Origin of the sequence: Streptococcus sp. HMSC057G03 (assembly GCF_001808745.1) — a bacterium.
GTDB classification, from domain to species: domain Bacteria; phylum Bacillota; class Bacilli; order Lactobacillales; family Streptococcaceae; genus Streptococcus; species Streptococcus parasanguinis_Z.
This window is the reverse complement of the sequence record NZ_KV794425.1, coordinates 1-16,741: the sequence shown is the minus strand read 5'-3', so window position 1 is coordinate 16,741 and position 16,741 is coordinate 1. Positions and strand designations below refer to the sequence as shown.

General features: G+C 42.3%; 17 protein-coding genes. 2 read left to right on the top strand and 15 right to left on the bottom strand.

The features are described 5' to 3' along the window. Positions 1 to 104: 104 nt before the first annotated feature. From HMPREF2686_RS05925 to rplK, 7 genes are all read right to left on the bottom strand, one after another. The gene (locus HMPREF2686_RS05925) at positions 105 to 1,103 is read right to left on the bottom strand and encodes a PhoH family protein (protein ID WP_049507494.1); all 999 of its coding nucleotides are present in this window, start codon (positions 1,101 to 1,103) and stop codon (positions 105 to 107) included. A 79-nt stretch (positions 1,104 to 1,182) separates the two neighbouring features. Then, positions 1,183 to 1,398 (bottom strand): YozE family protein, encoded by a 216-nt coding sequence (locus HMPREF2686_RS05920; RefSeq protein WP_049507495.1) that lies wholly within the window; start codon positions 1,396 to 1,398, stop codon positions 1,183 to 1,185. A 10-nt stretch (positions 1,399 to 1,408) separates the two neighbouring features. Next, a complete protein-coding gene (gene cvfB / locus HMPREF2686_RS05915) occupies positions 1,409 to 2,263 on the bottom strand; it encodes an RNA-binding virulence regulatory protein CvfB (protein WP_049507496.1) in 855 nt (284 codons plus the stop codon). A 99-nt stretch (positions 2,264 to 2,362) separates the two neighbouring features. Then, on the bottom strand, positions 2,363 to 2,920 hold the full coding sequence (frr, locus tag HMPREF2686_RS05910; RefSeq protein ID WP_003005165.1) for a ribosome recycling factor: 558 nt from the start codon (positions 2,918 to 2,920) through the stop codon (positions 2,363 to 2,365). 19 nt (positions 2,921 to 2,939) lie between these two features. Next, positions 2,940 to 3,671 carry a UMP kinase gene (pyrH, locus tag HMPREF2686_RS05905; RefSeq protein WP_003005706.1) on the bottom strand — a complete coding sequence of 244 codons (732 nt, stop codon included), beginning with the start codon at positions 3,669 to 3,671 and terminating at the stop codon, positions 2,940 to 2,942. Between the two features lie 163 nt (positions 3,672 to 3,834). After that, on the bottom strand, positions 3,835 to 4,524 hold the full coding sequence (gene rplA / locus HMPREF2686_RS05900) for a 50S ribosomal protein L1 (RefSeq protein WP_003005355.1): 690 nt from the start codon (positions 4,522 to 4,524) through the stop codon (positions 3,835 to 3,837). A 97-nt stretch (positions 4,525 to 4,621) separates the two neighbouring features. Beyond that, complete coding sequence (rplK, locus tag HMPREF2686_RS05895) at positions 4,622 to 5,047, bottom strand: 50S ribosomal protein L11 (protein WP_003005369.1); 426 nt, start codon at positions 5,045 to 5,047, stop codon at positions 4,622 to 4,624. Positions 5,048 to 5,207: 160 nt separating this feature from the next. Between rplK and HMPREF2686_RS05890 the strand changes: the two genes are divergently transcribed. Then, a complete protein-coding gene (locus tag HMPREF2686_RS05890; protein WP_049474322.1) occupies positions 5,208 to 5,552 on the top strand; it encodes a DUF3397 family protein in 345 nt (114 codons plus the stop codon). A 190-nt stretch (positions 5,553 to 5,742) separates the two neighbouring features. Here the strand turns inward: HMPREF2686_RS05890 and HMPREF2686_RS05885 are convergent, their stop codons facing one another. The 8 genes from HMPREF2686_RS05885 to HMPREF2686_RS05850 all read right to left on the bottom strand — a co-directional run bounded on the left by HMPREF2686_RS05885 (position 5,743) and on the right by HMPREF2686_RS05850 (position 15,499). Beyond that, complete coding sequence (locus HMPREF2686_RS05885; RefSeq protein WP_049474321.1) at positions 5,743 to 8,061, bottom strand: HAD-IC family P-type ATPase; 2,319 nt, start codon at positions 8,059 to 8,061, stop codon at positions 5,743 to 5,745. 8 nt (positions 8,062 to 8,069) lie between these two features. Next, complete coding sequence (locus HMPREF2686_RS05880) at positions 8,070 to 8,456, bottom strand: SMU1112c/YaeR family gloxylase I-like metalloprotein (protein ID WP_021153652.1); 387 nt, start codon at positions 8,454 to 8,456, stop codon at positions 8,070 to 8,072. 66 nt (positions 8,457 to 8,522) lie between these two features. After that, positions 8,523 to 10,886, bottom strand: a complete 2,364-nt coding sequence (locus HMPREF2686_RS05875; RefSeq protein WP_065427338.1) for a DNA translocase FtsK — start codon at positions 10,884 to 10,886, stop codon at positions 8,523 to 8,525. A gap of 99 nt (positions 10,887 to 10,985) precedes the next feature. Next, positions 10,986 to 11,528: a hypothetical protein gene (locus HMPREF2686_RS05870; RefSeq protein ID WP_070449679.1), complete on the bottom strand. Its 543-nt coding sequence runs from the start codon at positions 11,526 to 11,528 to the stop codon at positions 10,986 to 10,988. Between the two features lie 100 nt (positions 11,529 to 11,628). After that, complete coding sequence (locus tag HMPREF2686_RS05865; protein WP_070449677.1) at positions 11,629 to 12,132, bottom strand: hypothetical protein; 504 nt, start codon at positions 12,130 to 12,132, stop codon at positions 11,629 to 11,631. Further along, positions 12,125 to 13,000 (bottom strand): hypothetical protein, encoded by an 876-nt coding sequence (locus tag HMPREF2686_RS05860; RefSeq protein ID WP_261673678.1) that lies wholly within the window; start codon positions 12,998 to 13,000, stop codon positions 12,125 to 12,127. The genes HMPREF2686_RS05865 and HMPREF2686_RS05860 overlap by 8 nt, the downstream gene beginning before the upstream one ends. A gap of 61 nt (positions 13,001 to 13,061) precedes the next feature. Beyond that, positions 13,062 to 14,324 (bottom strand): hypothetical protein, encoded by a 1,263-nt coding sequence (locus HMPREF2686_RS05855; RefSeq protein WP_070449673.1) that lies wholly within the window; start codon positions 14,322 to 14,324, stop codon positions 13,062 to 13,064. 125 nt (positions 14,325 to 14,449) lie between these two features. Further along, entirely contained in the window at positions 14,450 to 15,499 is a 1,050-nt protein-coding gene (locus HMPREF2686_RS05850) for a hypothetical protein (protein ID WP_083280263.1), read from the bottom strand. 222 nt (positions 15,500 to 15,721) lie between these two features. Here HMPREF2686_RS05850 and HMPREF2686_RS05845 point away from each other — a divergent pair, with 222 nt between their 5' ends. After that, on the top strand, positions 15,722 to 16,567 hold the full coding sequence (locus HMPREF2686_RS05845) for a peptidylprolyl isomerase (protein WP_070449670.1): 846 nt from the start codon (positions 15,722 to 15,724) through the stop codon (positions 16,565 to 16,567). The last annotated feature ends 174 nt before the right edge of the window (positions 16,568 to 16,741 follow it).

Here is a 16,741-nt window from a genome sequence, read left to right as displayed (position 1 = left end):
TCATCCACTGGATAATTTCACCTAACGTCCGTTCTCACCTAAGGAAAGGCTAGGAGATGATTTTATCGTCAATTTAAGGCAAAGATCCTCTGATCTTTGCCTTTTTATTCTGCTTCTTCTTCCACATCCGGTTTTTCTTTGAGCACTGGATTTGGTATTGGCTCGTAGGCCCGGATAATCTCTGCTACTACCGGATGTCGAACGACATCCTTGGCAGAGAAATGCACAAAGTCAATTTGAGAAATGTTCTTCAATTTCTCCTGAGCATCAATCAATCCGGATTTCACATTTCGCGGAAGGTCGATCTGGCTGGTATCCCCATTAACAATCATCTTGGAATTAAAACCAAGACGGGTCAAAAACATCTTCATCTGCATGATGGTGGTATTTTGCGCTTCATCGAGAATGACAAAGGCATCATCCAAGGTCCGGCCCCGCATATAAGCTAAGGGAGCTATCTCGATAATCTCGCGCTCCATCATCCGAGTTGTTTGGTCCTTGCCCAAGATTTGATAGAGGGCATCATAGACCGGACGGAGATAAGGGTCTACTTTTTCTTTGAGATCTCCTGGAAGGAAACCAAGGCTTTCTCCGGCTTCCACAGCTGGACGAGTCAAAATGATTCGCTTAACCTGACCACGCTTGAGGGCGGTCACGGCCAAGGTCACAGCTAGGAAGGTTTTCCCAGTCCCCGCTGGTCCGATTCCAAAGGTGACATCATGATTTTTGACACTATCGACATAAATCTTTTGACCCAGCGTTTTAACCCGAATGGGCTTGCCGTAACTATCCTTGATAATCTCTTCTTCATAGAGAGCGATGAACTTATCCAATTCCCCATTTCTCACCATGGTAATGGCGGTCACCACATCTGGCGTTCCAATGGTCATGCCACGGTTGACGAGGACCAAGAGAGCCTGGATGACCTGACGAACCTGCTCGCAGTTTTCCTCTTCCCCAATGATTTGGACGATTTCTGTCCGGGCATGAATAGTCACCCCAAATTCTTGCTCCATCAAACGGAGATGGCGTTCGTTGGATCCAAACAAATGAAAGAGATCGTCTGGATGCGTTAATGTAATTTCAACTGAATGTTCTTGCAAATAAAGAACCTCTCTACCTGTGTTTTTCTATTATTATAACAAAGAGGTCGAGAAAAAACCATCCTCGACCTGTCCTTTTCTAATGGGCTTGGTATTCTTCCCAAATCGCATCAAAATCGCTAAGATTAAATGAAAAGCTGGCATGCTCTTCTAGATAGCGACTGACTTCGTCGAAGTCATCTGTATGCTTGGGAAAAGCGGACTCATGAAATGCAAGATCCGCTAAAATGGCCTTAGGAGCATTGCTTTTAGGATTGCGCTCCGTCATCAGCCAAGTATAAAACGATTTTCGCATAAGCCTCCTCTTAGATCAACTCTGTTCCAAATTGGTCTTGCTTGATTTTTTTAGCCTTCATCAGCCCACCCAAAGCCTTTTTGAACTGCCCTTTTGAAATCCCAAAAGTTGCCTTGATCTCTTCTGGAGATGACTTATCATTCAAAGTCATAAAGCCTCCATTGGCTTCCAAATAGGTCAAAATCATTTGGGCATCGTTTTCCAACATTTCAAAGGAGCGTGGCTTCAGTGACAAGTTCAAGGTCCGATCTACCTCACGGAATCCAATGACCCGGGCATCTAGAACTTGTCCCAAGCGTGGTTCTGCGTAGCGCTCACTCGGATGAATAAAGCCCAGCATATTGTTCTCTGGAAGGTAAACAAAAGTCCCAGACAATTTCAAGCGATAGACAATAGCTGGCCAGTTTTGGTTTTGCATATTGTTGTAGGCTGGACGAGCCAAACGCTGGAAATCTTCCTGATAGGCTAAGATCCCCCAGATCCGGTCTTTTTTATCGACTTCCAAGCGGACAAAGAGTTTATCGTCTTTCTTCGGCCATAGGTCTTTGATCTCTGGTAGGATATCTAGTGAGACAACAATCTGCTTATCTGGAAGCCCTGTATCCACAAAGACTCCCAGATCCTTGCGCACTTCTGTGACCGTCCCCCAGCCAAAGCTTTCTTGAGTTGCAGTGACTTCAAGTGTCGTGAGTCGGAGCTTTTGCTTCATATCGGTATAGGCAAAGCCCTTGACACTTTCTCCGACTTGATGCGGGCCTTCTGCTTTATCAAGTGCGTAGGTTTGGCCATCTTTTTGAACAAAATAGAAGCGATCATTTTCATCAATGACCATTCCCATGATGTAGCTTGCTAGATTCGTATTCATGTTTCCCTCTTTCCTCTTGCCTCTTCACAAGAATGATGGAAATAAAACCCAGCCAGCAGTGCCAACTGAGTCTTTCTTTCCGGTAGTGGTTGAGATGGATTAAACTTCCATCAATTCTTTTTCTTTGTGAGCTGTCATTTCATCTACATGTTTGACCGCATCATCCGTTACTTTTTGGATCTCTTTTTCAAGACCTTTCAATTCATCTTCTGTGATTTCTTTTGCTTTTTCTTGTTTCTTCGCTTCGTCCATAGCATCACGGCGGATGTTACGGATCGCTACCTTAGCATTTTCACCTACTTTTTTCACTTCTTTTGCCAAGTCACGACGAGTTTCTTCTGTCAAAGCTGGGATGACCAAGCGGATAACAGATCCATCATTGGCTGGAGTGATACCAAGGTCAGATGCATTGATGCTGTGCTCGATGTCTTTCAAAGATGATTTATCAAATGGTGTGATCAACAAGACACGCGCTTCTGGAATCGTGATAGATGCCAATTGATTCAATGGGGTTTCTACTCCATAGTATTCTACGAAAATACGATCCAAAAGACTTGCATTTGCTCGTCCAGCACGGATGCTACCAAATTCACGTCCCAAACTTTGGTGAGACTGGGTCATTCTTTCTTTTGCTTTTTCTACAATTGGGTTTGCCATAATCTTCCTCTATTTTCTATTATTTTTCTACGTTATTCGATACGGTTGTACCGATATTTTCACCAAAGACAACTCGTTTGATATTGCCTGGTTCATTCATATTGAAGACAACCAAGTCAATGTCGTTGTCCATGGAGAGAGTGGAGGCTGTTGAGTCCATAATGCGAAGACCTTTGTTGATCACATCACGGTGGGTCAATTCCTCAAATTTGACAGCTGAAGCATCTTTTTTCGGATCAGCATTGTAAACACCATCCACCCCATTTTTAGCCATGAGGATGGCATCTGCTTCAATCTCAGCTGCACGAAGGGCTGCAGTCGTATCTGTTGAGAAGTATGGAGAACCGATCCCTGCACCAAAGATCACGATTCGATCTTTTTCAAGGTGACGAAGGGCACGACCACGAATATAAGGTTCTGCGACTTGTTGCATGGCAATCGCTGTTTGAACACGGGTATCCACGCCAACTTGTTGAAGCGAATCAGCCATCACAAGGGCGTTCATGACGGTACCGAGCATGCCTGTGTAGTCTGCTTGGACACGATCCATCCCTGCTTCAGCAGCAGGTTCTCCACGCCAAAGGTTTCCACCACCGATAACCAAGGCAATTTCAATTCCAAGTTCGTGAACTTCCTTGATTTCTTGCGCCATATTTTGGACAGTTTTGATATCGATTCCGACACCACGTTCGCCAGCAAGGGCTTCACCAGATAGCTTGATTAAGATACGTTTATACTTAGGTTCTACCATTTTCTCTCTCCTTTTTTGATCTGTATTATTTTACCATAAATTACGTTTTTTATATAGTCATATCCATCAAAATTTTCTTTTTTCCATCCGATTAGTTTTACCAACTGTAGCAAATAAAAATGGCGTACAAAAAAAGCTACCCGAAGGTAGCTTTTCATTTCAATTAAAGTGAGTTAACATCCACTTTGATACCAGGACCTTGAGTTGTAGTCAAAGTCAAGCTAGTTACGTAAGTACCTTTAGCTGTAGCTGGTTTTGCTTTTTGGATTGTGTCGTTGAAAGCTTTAAAGTTTTCAACCAATTTAGTATCATCGAATGAAACTTTACCGATGATCGCTTGAACGATACCTGCTTTATCAGCACGGTAAGTGATTTTACCACCTTTAGACTCTTCAACTGCTTTCGCAACATCCATTGTTACTGTACCAGTTTTAGGGTTTGGCATCAAGTTACGAGGTCCAAGGACACGTCCAAGACGTCCAACAAGAGCCATCATATCTGGTGTAGCGATAACTACGTCGAAGTCCAACCAACCATCGTTGATTTTCGCAACAAGGTCATCTTCACCTACGAAGTCTGCACCAGCAGCTTTTGCTTCTTCAGCTTTTGCACCACGTGCAAATACAAGTACGCGAGCTGTTTTACCAGTTCCGTTTGGCAATACCATTGCACCACGGATTTGTTGGTCAGCTTTTTTCACGTCGATGTTCAAGTTGTATGCAACTTCTACAGTTGCGTCAAATTTTGCAAAGTTAGTTTCTTTTGCAAGAGCTACAGCTTCTTCTACGCTGTAGACTTTTGTGCTGTCGATTTTTTCAAGAGCAGCACGAAGTTGTTTGCTTTTTTTAGCCATTTTATCTTTCTCCTTGTAATGTGGTCATATCGATTTTCATCTCCCACGTCACTCGTCATTTGATCAAGTGTATTGCGGGCAAATAGGATTGTTACAATTAGTCAGTAACAGTGAATCCCATAGAACGAGCAGTACCTTCGATCATACGCATTGCAGACTCAATGTTTGCAGCGTTCAAATCTGGCATCTTAGTTTCAGCGATTTGTTGTACTTGTGCACGAGTTACAGTTGCAACTTTCGTTTTGTTCGGTGTACCTGAACCTTTTTCAACACCTGCAGCTTTTTTCAAAAGAACAGCAGCTGGTGGTGTTTTTGTAACGAAATCGAATGATTTGTCTTCATAAACAGTGATAACAACTGGGATGATCATACCAGCTTGATCAGCTGTACGAGCGTTAAACTCTTTAGTGAATCCCATGATGTTGATACCTGCTTGACCAAGCGCTGGACCAACCGGTGGAGCTGGAGTAGCTTTACCAGCAGGGATTTGCAATTTTACAAGTTTTTCGACTTTTTTAGCCATTTCTTAAATCCTCCTTTGTGGTTTTGGCGGTAATTACAGATTTTTACCTCCCACAAGTATGCTTTGTGCATACCTTTCTATTATACACGATTTCTCATTTTTTGCAAGAAAAAATTAAAATATAGTAAACTTTTTTTTCGTTTTATGATAGAATGAAGCTATGTTAATCAAAGTTGCTTCTGTATTATTTATTTTTTTAACGCTGATTCTGAGCGGCATCATTGTTCACCTCTTTAAGCTTCAGAAAAGAGGATGGCGATCGACCGATATTGCCTTTCCTTTATTTGCCCTAGAGTACTACCTGATCTCAGACAGCGCCTTTTATCACAGCCTCTTGCCGCTGCTAGCTTTAAGCCTTTCGCTTTTAGCTTTGGGGCTAACGATTTATTTCTTAAAAAAGAAAAAGTGTTTTTATTACCCTAGATTTATCAAATACTTCTGGCGTGCTGGATTTCTAGTTACCTTCTTACTCTATCTGATCTTAACAGCTAGTTTGTTTATTTAATACCAAAATGAGGCTGGGACAAAAGTCCTAGCCTCTCAGTTGTCTTTGAATTGTCGAGCAAGACGCAGCGGTTGAGTGGGCTCTACTACGCTGATTTCATCAGCTGTTACAGCCCTACACAACTGTGCGGAGGTGGGACGACGAAATCGAATTCTAACGAATGACCGATTTCTGTCCCACTCTCTTTCTTTTATTTCTTCCGATGAAAGAACCAGCCCACTAACTTCTTAAATACTTGAATTAAGACGAGAGCGAGAGCCGCCATGATGGCGCAGATAAGCAGCGTTTGAAGTCTCAAGGGGCTCATGTTAAAGAATTTACCTAGGATACTACTTGAAACCAGAAAAGCTAGGATATTTCCTAGGAGAACCAGTCTTTTGTAGTGATTGAGAGGCTGGGATTCTTGGTAGATGATGGTAAAACCGACAAAGGCCATCAAGCAGATGGCTGCACTCGAGAGCTCTTCCGATTTCATACCAAATGCTGAAGAGAGCAAAATCAGACTAAAGATCAGTATAAAATCCGTCAAGGCAGCAGGCAGTGCATTTTTAAAGACCGTTTCGATAAAGCGCCCCTTGATGCGCTCGCTATTGGGCTCAAGCGCCAGGAAGAATCCTGGAATCCCAATTGTAAAACCACTGATCAAAGACATCTGCGACGGCATGATGGGATAGGTAAAGGCTAAGAGCGTCACTGAGATAGCCAACAAAATGGAGAAGATATTCTTGATCAAAAAGAGACTAGCTGATCGCTGAATATTATTGACCACCCGCCGACCTTCTGCCACGATAGACGGCATCTTCCCAAAGTCAGAATCCAGTAAGACCACTTGCGCCATCTTTTTGGTCGCATCATTTCCAGATTCCATCGCAATACTACAATCCGCTGTTTTTAAGGCTAAAATATCGTTAACACCATCTCCGGTCATAGCGACCTTGTGTCCTTTTGCCTGCAAGCCTTCTACAAGGCTTTTCTTTTGCTCTGGGGTCACCCGACCAAAGACTGTATACTGGTTCGCAGCTTGGTGCAAGTCTTCTTCCGTCAGTAAGGTTCTGGCATCGATCAAGTCTTCTGCTCCTTCAATGCCTGCTTTTTGTGCAATAGCTGAGACGGTAGCAGGGTTGTCCCCTGAAATGACCTTAATGGTTACACCTTGTTCTTTAAAGTAGGCAAATGTTTCTTTGGCATTTTTTCTCAAAGGATTGGAGAGAATAATCCAGGCTACTAAATCTACAGGAGCCTCTAACGTCTCTCTAAGGTCTTCTCCCCTATATTTCCCAAAGGCCAAGACCCGATTACCTGCCTGCGTAGCTGGGGCAATCTCTTTTTCAAGCTCAGAGAAGCCTTCTCTTAAGACAAATTCTGGTGCGCCTAATACATAGATCCCCGATTCAAAGGCAATGGCCCCATACTTTTTCTTAGACGTAAAGGGCAGTATTTCAAGAGGCTTCCAAGGACGGCTGACTGGCATCTTGTGGAATTTTCGGATCGCATCCATGGTATCGTTTTGATCCATACTAGCTTCTACATACTGAGCTAGAGCTTCCAAGTCTTGAGCGTCTTTTGCCGGACGAATCTCTGTCACTTCCATACCAGGCTCTGTAATAGTCCCTGTCTTATCGACACAAAGGACATCCACGCGCGATAAGGTCTCAATCCCCTTCATACTATTGAGCAGGACCTTTTCCTTAGCCAATCTGACAGCACCCAGAGCCAGCGCCAAGGTCATCAAGAGATACAAGCCTTCTGGAATCATCCCGATCAAGGCCCCGACTGTTGAAGTCACACTGAGCTTGAGACTATCGCCTAGGCTGATATAGCTGCGAAGAAAAAGGAGCGAACCTAGCGGAATGATGAGAAGGCCGATGATCCCCACGATTCGGTTGACCGCATGGACCATATCAGACTCCTCATGAGACTTGACCTGCTTGGCTTCCAGGCTCAATTGGTTGATATAGGAGTCGTTCCCAACTTTTTCCAATCGCGCTAGTCCTTGGCCAGCGATCACAAAACTACCTGACATGAGCGCATCTTGCGCTCCTTTTTTGACCTCATCGGCTTCACCGGTCAATTGCGACTCATCGACTTTTAGCTCGCCCTCCAGCAAGACCCCATCCGCATAGATCTGATCTCCAGCTTGAAAGCGAACCAGATCGCCCTCCACCAGCTGATCGATCGGTAGAGCGACTTCTTTTCCTTCTCGAAGAACGTTCGCCTCACTCATATGCAGAAATTGCATCTGACGCAAGATCCGTCTAGAGCGGACTTCCTGCACAATTCCTACCAAGGAGTTGACCACGACGACCGGGACAAACAAGAGATTGTTCCAAGACTTCACTGCTACCAGCAAGACCGCCAATACCAGGAAAATCAGATTAAAGTAAGTAAAGACATTGTCTCGAATGATCTGCCCTACACTTTTTTCTGTCTTAATCGTGACCTTATTTTGCTTGCCCTCTTGGATCTTTTTCGCTACTTCTTCCTGACTGAGTCCTTCTAATCTAACCATTGCTTTCCTCACTCATGTATTTCCAAGGGCAATCCTTCTGGATCGAAGAAAAATGCCATCTTCTTGCCATCAAAATCATCATAGCGAAGGCCTGTATTCTCAATACCTAGCTGATCCAATCTAGCTAGATAGGTCTCTACATCGTCCACTTGAAAGGCCAGATGACGCAGTCCCGCATGCTCGGGCAAGGGGAGCTTAGGCCGTTCTGGGGCCGTCGGTTTGATAAAGAGTTCTAAAGTCAGCTGACCCTGACGGAGATTGATCAAGATATCTCCGCGTTCGGGACGGTCATACTCACTGACAATCGCAAAGCCCAACTGGTCCACATAAAAATGCAGCATAGCGTCGCGATCCCGTCCAATGATGGCAATATGATGAATCGTGTCTAACTTCATCTGGTCCTACTTTCTATTTTCTATAAAAAGAAAAGGGAGTGGGACATATGCCCTTTTTCCCTATCCTTATGATTGTTGCAATACTTTTCGAGGCTTGGTTCCTTCAGCTGGTCCAATCACACCCGCTGCTTCCAACTCTTCCATGAGGCGAGTCGCTCGGTTAAAACCAACCGATAAACGGCGCTGGATCATCGAAGCACTGGCTTTTTGGGTCTCGATGACGAGTGCCTTGGCCTCTTCAAAGAGAGGATCACCCTCGTCGGAGCTACCCATGCCTCCATCAAAGTCTGACTCGGATACTTCGCCTGGATCAAAGGCATCATCATAATCGGCTTCTGCCTGCTCTTTGACAAAGTTGACAATCCGCTCCACATCGTCATCTGAGATAAAGGATCCTTGTAGACGGATTGGGTGGTTTTCATCGATCGGTTTAAAGAGCATGTCCCCACGACCGAGCAGTTTCTCTGCGCCATTTTCATCCAAGATGGTCCGTGAGTCGGTTCCAGATGATACCGCAAAAGCGACACGTGAAGGCACATTGGCCTTAATCAAACCTGAGATAACGTCAACCGATGGCCGCTGAGTCGCAAGGATCATGTGGATCCCCGCCGCACGCGCCTTTTGTCCAAGGCGAATAATAGCATCTTCCACTTCTTTACTTGCGACCATCATCAAGTCTGCTAACTCGTCGACAATGACCACGATCAAAGGAAGGGGCACTTGCTTCATCTCAGACTGGGCATTGTACTCAGCCACCTTGGCATTAAAGCCAGCAATATTGCGAGCACCCACTTTCGAGAAGAGCTCGTAGCGATTTTCCATCTCGTCAACGACCTTCTGCAGGGCTCGACTGGCCTTACGTGGGTTGGTCACCACAGGAATCAAGAGGTGAGGAATATCATTGTAGACAGAAAGCTCCACCATCTTTGGATCGACCATCATAAACTTGACTTCGTCCGGACGAGCCTTCATCAGGATACTCGAAATAATCCCATTGACCGCTACTGACTTACCAGATCCAGTAGAACCCGCTACCAAGAGGTGGGGCATCCGAGCCAAATCAAAGGTTCGAGCTGAACCATCTACAGCCTTCCCAAGAGGAATCTCAAGGAGTTTAGCTGGATCTGTTTTGGACTGCTCCCACAATTCACGGAAGGAAACCGTCGCAATCTCTGAGTTGGGCACTTCAATCCCGACCAGAGACTTCCCTGGAATCGGTGCTTCAATCCGCACATCCTTGGCTGCTAGGGCCAAGGCCAAATCATCTGCTAGGTTAGAGATGCGGTTGACCCGCACACCAACAGCTGGCTTGACTTCATACTTGGTGACAGAAGGACCGATCTCTGCCCGCTCCACTGTCGCCTTGATATTGAAGCTTGCAAAGGTCTCTTCCAAAATGCGGATGTTCTGGCGAACGATGTTTTTCTCTTTGGATTGATTTTTGGGCTTGTCAGGTGCGAAGAGATCAATGGTTGGAAGCTTGTACTGGAGGAGTTCCTTAGGCGTGAAATCCACTTGAACTTCTTCCCCATCGTCCTCGAATTCTTCGGCTTCCGGAAGCTCTTCGTATGCTTCAGGCTCTTCAGGCCATTCTTCATCTGGCAGGTAGATCTCTGGTGTTGCTGGTGCGAAAATTTCGGCTTCTGGGAAGGTCTCTGTGAACGGCTCTTCCGCCGCCAGCACCTCTCCCGTTTCAGGGTCTACAGGATGCCCTTCCATTGAAAGGGGAGTTGTAAGAACTGCACTTGCTTCTTCTTGCTCTCGTTCAGCTGCAGCAGCTTCCTCGGCAGCTCTCGCTTCTTTTTCAAGGAATTTCTGCTCGCGACGTTCTTTGCGTTTTTCCATAGAAGCGTGGAAGGCTTCCGATCCCTTTTCAAACAAATCATAGATGGAGTAGGGACTCATCAAGAGAATCCCCAATCCAATAAAGAGAAGGCCAATAAAATAAGAGCCAATATTTGAAAAGAGGAAGGAAATCGGAGCATAAAGAAGGGCACCGATCATACCACCACCGGCAAAGCTCTCCACCCGCAGATGAATCAAGTCTGCCATGATTCTTGAAAAGGTGACCTTGATTCCATTATTGTCTAAATGAAGGGAGGATACAAAGAAGGCCTGAAACATCAAGAGAACCCCAGCAAAGAAGCTTAGGAATCCTGAAATAACCCCTTCGTGTTTGTCCAGCCATTTAAAGGCATAGAGGTAGAAAAAGGTCGCTAAAATAGCCAAGTAAGCCAAACTCCCAACAAAGAGTCGGATCAAGTTGTAGGCCAAGACCCCTACTGCCCCCAATTTCAAGGCTGCAAAGACTAAAACCAGACTAATGAGAATGGTCGCAATCATGCGATGAATCGCTTTTTTTCTTTCTAATTCTGCTTTGGACAGTCGTCTCGTCGACCGTGTTTTTTTTGATTGATTATTGTTTGCCATAACCTTTATTATATCACAATTCCAAGCCAGTTCTCTAGTAAAATCATTTCCTCATTTTTGCAGCATAAAGTAAAAAAACAGCACCGAGTGGGCACTGTTTTAGATGTTTTTCTTTGGGTGGCGGTCAATGATGGCTTGATAGTCTTTCAGCGCTTGCTTTCCTTTGTCCGTCAACTGATAACCCCGAATTGTGAACTGCTCCGTCAGTTCTTCCTCCGTAAAATGGTCAGCCAAAGCTTGATTCAAATCAGCTGCTTTCATCTTGGATAAACCCGCAACTCCCTTCTTTTTGAGAATGGCTTTTTTCATGGTCGCATTGATATGGTCCAGTGAATCAAAAGCGGATTCAATAAAAGTATAGCCCTTCTCCACTAAAGCCTTCAAGTGTTCCGACGCATGAATCCCATAAGTATATTCGAAGTACTTAGGAAACCAAGTCTCTGTCGTAAAGGTTCCAAAATGGATTCGCCACAAGAGAATGATATCCCCAGCAAGCAAGCCATCTCGAAGTAGCTCCATATTCCGTTTGGAAACAGGCTTTGGATCCAACAACCAAGCTTCCAAATCCCTCTCAGGTGAAATATAGGGTTTCACCTCGTGATCGGAGTAAAATTTTTCCATTACATCTGAAATAGTCGTCATAAGTCTCTCCTATCTATCATTGACTGTATCATAACAAAATAAAAAGAACCTGTCGATCAAGAAAACTTCCTGATGACAGGTGCCTAATGTAAAATGGATTTCATTCAGATTTTTTATCATTCGGTGTGATAGTATCTAGAACTTGGTCGACTTTTTGTTCTCTTTCCAGGTCATGATCCGTTTGAATCATATCAATTTGATCTTGTAAATTTGTCTGCGGAATTTGTGGTTTGTATAGCGAGGCAAATCCTACTCCAATCACCAAGAGACTCGCTCCAAGAACGCAAAATCTTGTGATATGCCAAGACATCGGCAAGGGAATTTTTGCTCGAATCCCCGATTTCTTAACCCAATCCGGATGGTCTCGCATCACACGATTTGCTGCCATCAGAGGCATCAGGTAGCCAAAGAGCGCAATGACCGTTGTCAACCCAATAACCCGAAAACGATTCTGATTGGACGGAGAAACATGATTCACTTCCATCAAGACCATTCCCACAATCACTAAAAAAATGACCAGCAATAGTCCCAAAGATCTCCATAAACCTTCTCTACGGTAGCATTTCAATTCATCAAATGACATCTGGTTAAAATTCTTATTCATTCTCCAATAACTCCTTGTGTTTTTTCAGGTATTGTTTGCCATACCATTCTTCCAGCGACTTTCCTTCGAACTCGCGATATTCTTCTGAATATTTATTTCGGTAGTAACCATACAGTGAATGGGGCAAAAGTAATATAAAATACATACCCAAAAATATCACATTCATTAGAAATAGCATACCAATCACTGATACTACACCTACAATATCGGTTCTAACTTCTCCGATTTGTGGAAAAAAGAATTTTAAAACCATCCAAATTGCAACAATTCCTCCAGCAAATCCTGTAACTAATTGAATTTGTTTAGATTGAGAACCATTATCAGTTTGTTTTTCATATAATCGAGTTCGAATTGAAGATATTCTTTTTCGAATAATCATCCCATCAATGATTCCAATTAGAGAATAAATTACAAGTAAACCAGGAATGGTTAAAGTTCTCCCAAAAGCACTAATAAATAATAAATTAACAAACAATATCATCCATATTATATACAAGTTTCCATTTAGAATGCTAACATATGGAACTTTTGCAATGTATTGTTTTCTACAATTGACTTTACTTATGGCATACCACAAAAAACCGCACAAGAAAAATAACCAGAATGGTAAAAAATTGATGCCCCAAGTTTTCACAGTCATGCCATTCTGTGGATATGCAATATTTGAATCGGTTATTGCAGATAGTCCAAACAGGAACAAAATCCCCATAAATGAAAATAGTTTTCTCGCAATACTAAATGGCTTTGTGTAGATTTTTCGACTATTTGTGTCCTTGACCATATAATCGATAAAGCCATCATGACGTAAACGACGACTTTCATAAAAATTGGCTTTAAAGATTGATTTCTTCAATTTTTTTGAATACATTTTTTATTTTTTCCCTCAGACTTCTAGGTATACTTTTTAGCTTACGCCATTTTAACACTTTTTAATGTTTTTCAACTCTGACCGTTCCTTTTTCGTATCCGGAATACATCGGACTGTACCGACTCACGTAAGTACGAATATCATGTGAAGAGTCAGACTGCTCGAAAAGCGACAGAGAACCCCATTGTAAAATTCCATCATATTGCTTTCCATCGACGGTCAACTCGATATCTTCTCGATCAAAAGGATAAGTCTTCTCCTCGCCCTTCTCCTTCACTATCACATGATCTCCATCAATCTTGATCCAGGATTCTTTATTAAGCGAGGCAGTTTTTGTCTCCATATTGTCAACCGACAAATAATAGATTCCATTAATTGGCCGATTGGACTCCACCAAGTTCATGATGATCGCTCCGACAAAAAGAATCGGAAAAATCAACAATAACCATTTCCATTTCTTTTTCCCCTTCTTTTTGGGAAGTTCCGCCTCAGGAAGAGGCAGATCAGCTGTTAGAGTCGCAAGTCTCTCAGACTCCAGCTTTGGATCTAGCATAAGAGCAGATAAAGAGTGATCTTCACTCGCTAACCATTGCTTGGCCATCTGGACAAAATACAGACGCTCATCTTCTTGCGCTATCTCTTCAAATAAAGAAACAGCCAGCTCCATATCTCCCTTTAAATAGGTATTTAATCCTTTAAAATAACGATTTTCTAAGCGTTGAAAAGCCTGTGAACCGGTCACATGATCAAAATAATCATTGGGTTGCTGGTCCACAAGGATGTCATAGATGGCCAGTTGCTTCTGAATAACTTCTTCTTTTTCTGCTTCATTCTTGAAGGGAACATAGGTAAACTTCTTCTGAATATCTTCCTTGCTGATGGTTTTTCCTGAAAGTAGGGAAGATTTTACGAAAATTCCCAAGAGGGATGAACGATCAGTCCTAGCTATGTTTTGATTTTGTAAAAACTCTATTCGATCGATTGCAGATGAGAAATCTCCAATCATGTAGCAATATATTACACTAGCAAGATGGGCAGCTTTTTTGCTTAAACTAAATCTAGCACGACTTCCAGATTGTGCACATTCATACCAAAAATCGATTCCAGTCGAAGCATTTAAAATCTTAAGACATTCTTTTCCAAACCATCTATTCATCAAAACAAAAAGAAGGAATATAAGACCAAGCACTACTAGCAAGGTATTCGAATAAAAGTCTTGATGATCCGGATACAGACTAGATAAATAGAAATGGCCTACAAATAAACTGATAATCCCAATCCAGATTATTATGACATATTTTTTTCTTAATTTGCTATAACTCATTTAATGATACCTCTTTTAGTGTTATCTCCCATCATACCGAATTTTCCATCTCTACGCAACTTCCTTCTTAATTAGTGATTTAGACCAAAAAGAAATCACCCTCACGGGTGACGAATGCTAAAAAATTAAGGGGAATATTTCTTTTCCAAAATTTTTAAATAATGTGTTTTCTTGAATTGGCCAGATAATGTTAACACAACAAAGAGATACCACATCAAAAAACTTATAAACAATAACAAAAAACTTCCGAAGGTAAGATATAAGATGGATAATCCTAAAGTGATGAGTCCAAAAACAAGAATCAGCAAATAGGTTTTCAATCCATTCGACTTCTGTACTTGAAAATAATGCTCAGGCATATCGTAAGGAATGACATTCACTGTATACGTCTGCCTTCTGTGTTTCAATTGCCATATAGCGATGACAAGCATCAATCCAAACGATAGCACTAGTGGGATGAGTCCATGAAAGGATACTCGATCCGTTAACAGATAAATGCCATAAAAAAGGACGCCACTCGGGGTAAAGATAATGGGAAATGGAACACTTTTTCCGACATAGAGCTTATTCTCTTTAGGATAATAAAATACTGTTTTTTTGAGATTCCCTTGATCTGCACCGAATTCGACCAAATCGCGTAAAGGGAATTGTTGCCGATCCTTCGACGCTAACACAATCTGTTCAAAATCCACTTCCATAGTTTCCTGCTCAAGAGCTTTATTTGCTTCTACCTGGGCTTGAAGATGCTCTTGATAATACTTCAGTAATTCCTTATTTTTCCGTTTGGTACCAAGGAATTTAAGTGTAACTGAACGATCAGAAGTCCCATTGCCTATGACTTTTCCTTCCACATAAATTGGATAATTGGTGATCCCTCGAGACGTATTCTTTTCTCCCAAACGGACCACAATGGTGAATGGGTCTAGGCGATAGCGCTTGAAATTGCGATCGACCACTATTTCTGAGTTCCTAATCTCTATTCTTCCCATCGATGAAAAAGCAATCCAGCCAACTGTCACTAGAAGAAAACAAGCAGCCAATAAGGCTATTAGGTTTTCAAAAAAATTATCTTCAATCAGTAATTGGATGACAGCGATGAGCATCGACACTGCCAAAAAGATCAAAAAATACAGTGAACTTCTCGAGTAAATATAAAATTTACGTGGTTGTTTCATTTATGATATTCTTCCTCTATAAAAAATCTATTTCACAACTCTAAAAGCACTTTCCATCATACCGAATTTTCCATCTATACGCAACTTCCTTCTTAATTAGTGATTTATCAAATGTTATCGGTCTTGAAACAACCTCAGAAAATAGAGAATCCCGTCCAGATTTGAAAGTATCGCAAAATTAAGGTACAATAGAGAAAGACAACTATGTTGGAAAGGAAGAATATGAAAAAATTAATCGCACTACTATTATTTTCCGGCTTGGCTTTGACAGCTTGTTCGTCTAATAAGACTGATGCTAACTCTTCAAGTTCAAGCAAAGAAAAGACAGAGCAGACAGCAACTTCTAGCTCTAGTGAAAAAGATCAAAAGAAAATTGAACAAGAACAAAAGAAATTAGAACAACTGCGCAAAGATTTTAACGATGCCATGACCAATGAAAATGCCGTCTTCCCACAACTCTCAACTGATGTGGCTGAAGACGAAGCAGAGGTTAAAATCACAACAACTGAAGGCGATATCACTGTGAAGCTCTTCCCTAAATATGCGCCCCTTGCAGTTGAAAACTTCTTGACCCATGCAAAAGAAGGCTACTACAATGGCTTGCTTTTCCACCGTGTTATTAACAACTTTATGATCCAAACTGGGGATCCTAAGGGAGATGGTACTGGTGGCGAATCCATCTGGAAGGGCAAAGACAAATCCAAAGATTCAGGTACTGGTTTTGAAAATGAGTATTCTCCATACCTTTACAACCTTCGTGGAGCCCTTGCCATGGCCAATTCTGGTCCAAATACCAATGGTAGTCAATTCTATATCAACCAAAATAAGGATGATATTTCAAGTAAACTCCCAACTGACCGCTTCCCAGCTAAGATCATCGATGCTTATAAAAATGGTGGAAATCCAACCCTCGATGGTGGTAACTACACTGTCTTTGGCCAAGTGATCGATGGCATGGATGTGGTCGATAAAATCGCCTCTGCCGAAACTGATGATAAGGACAAACCAAAAACAGATATCAAAATTGAAAAAATTGAAATCTTAAAAGACTATGATTTCAAGAAATAATGAAAAGAGAACCGAGAGGTTCTCTTTTTAAGATATTGATAAACAATTTACATAAAATTAGCTAGTAGATTCATTGGTAAAAAAAATGAATTCTAATTATTTAAGACATTCATCTACTGGAACTTTCCGCTGTGAGAAAAGTGAGGCTGGGACAAAAGTCCTAGCCCCTCAATT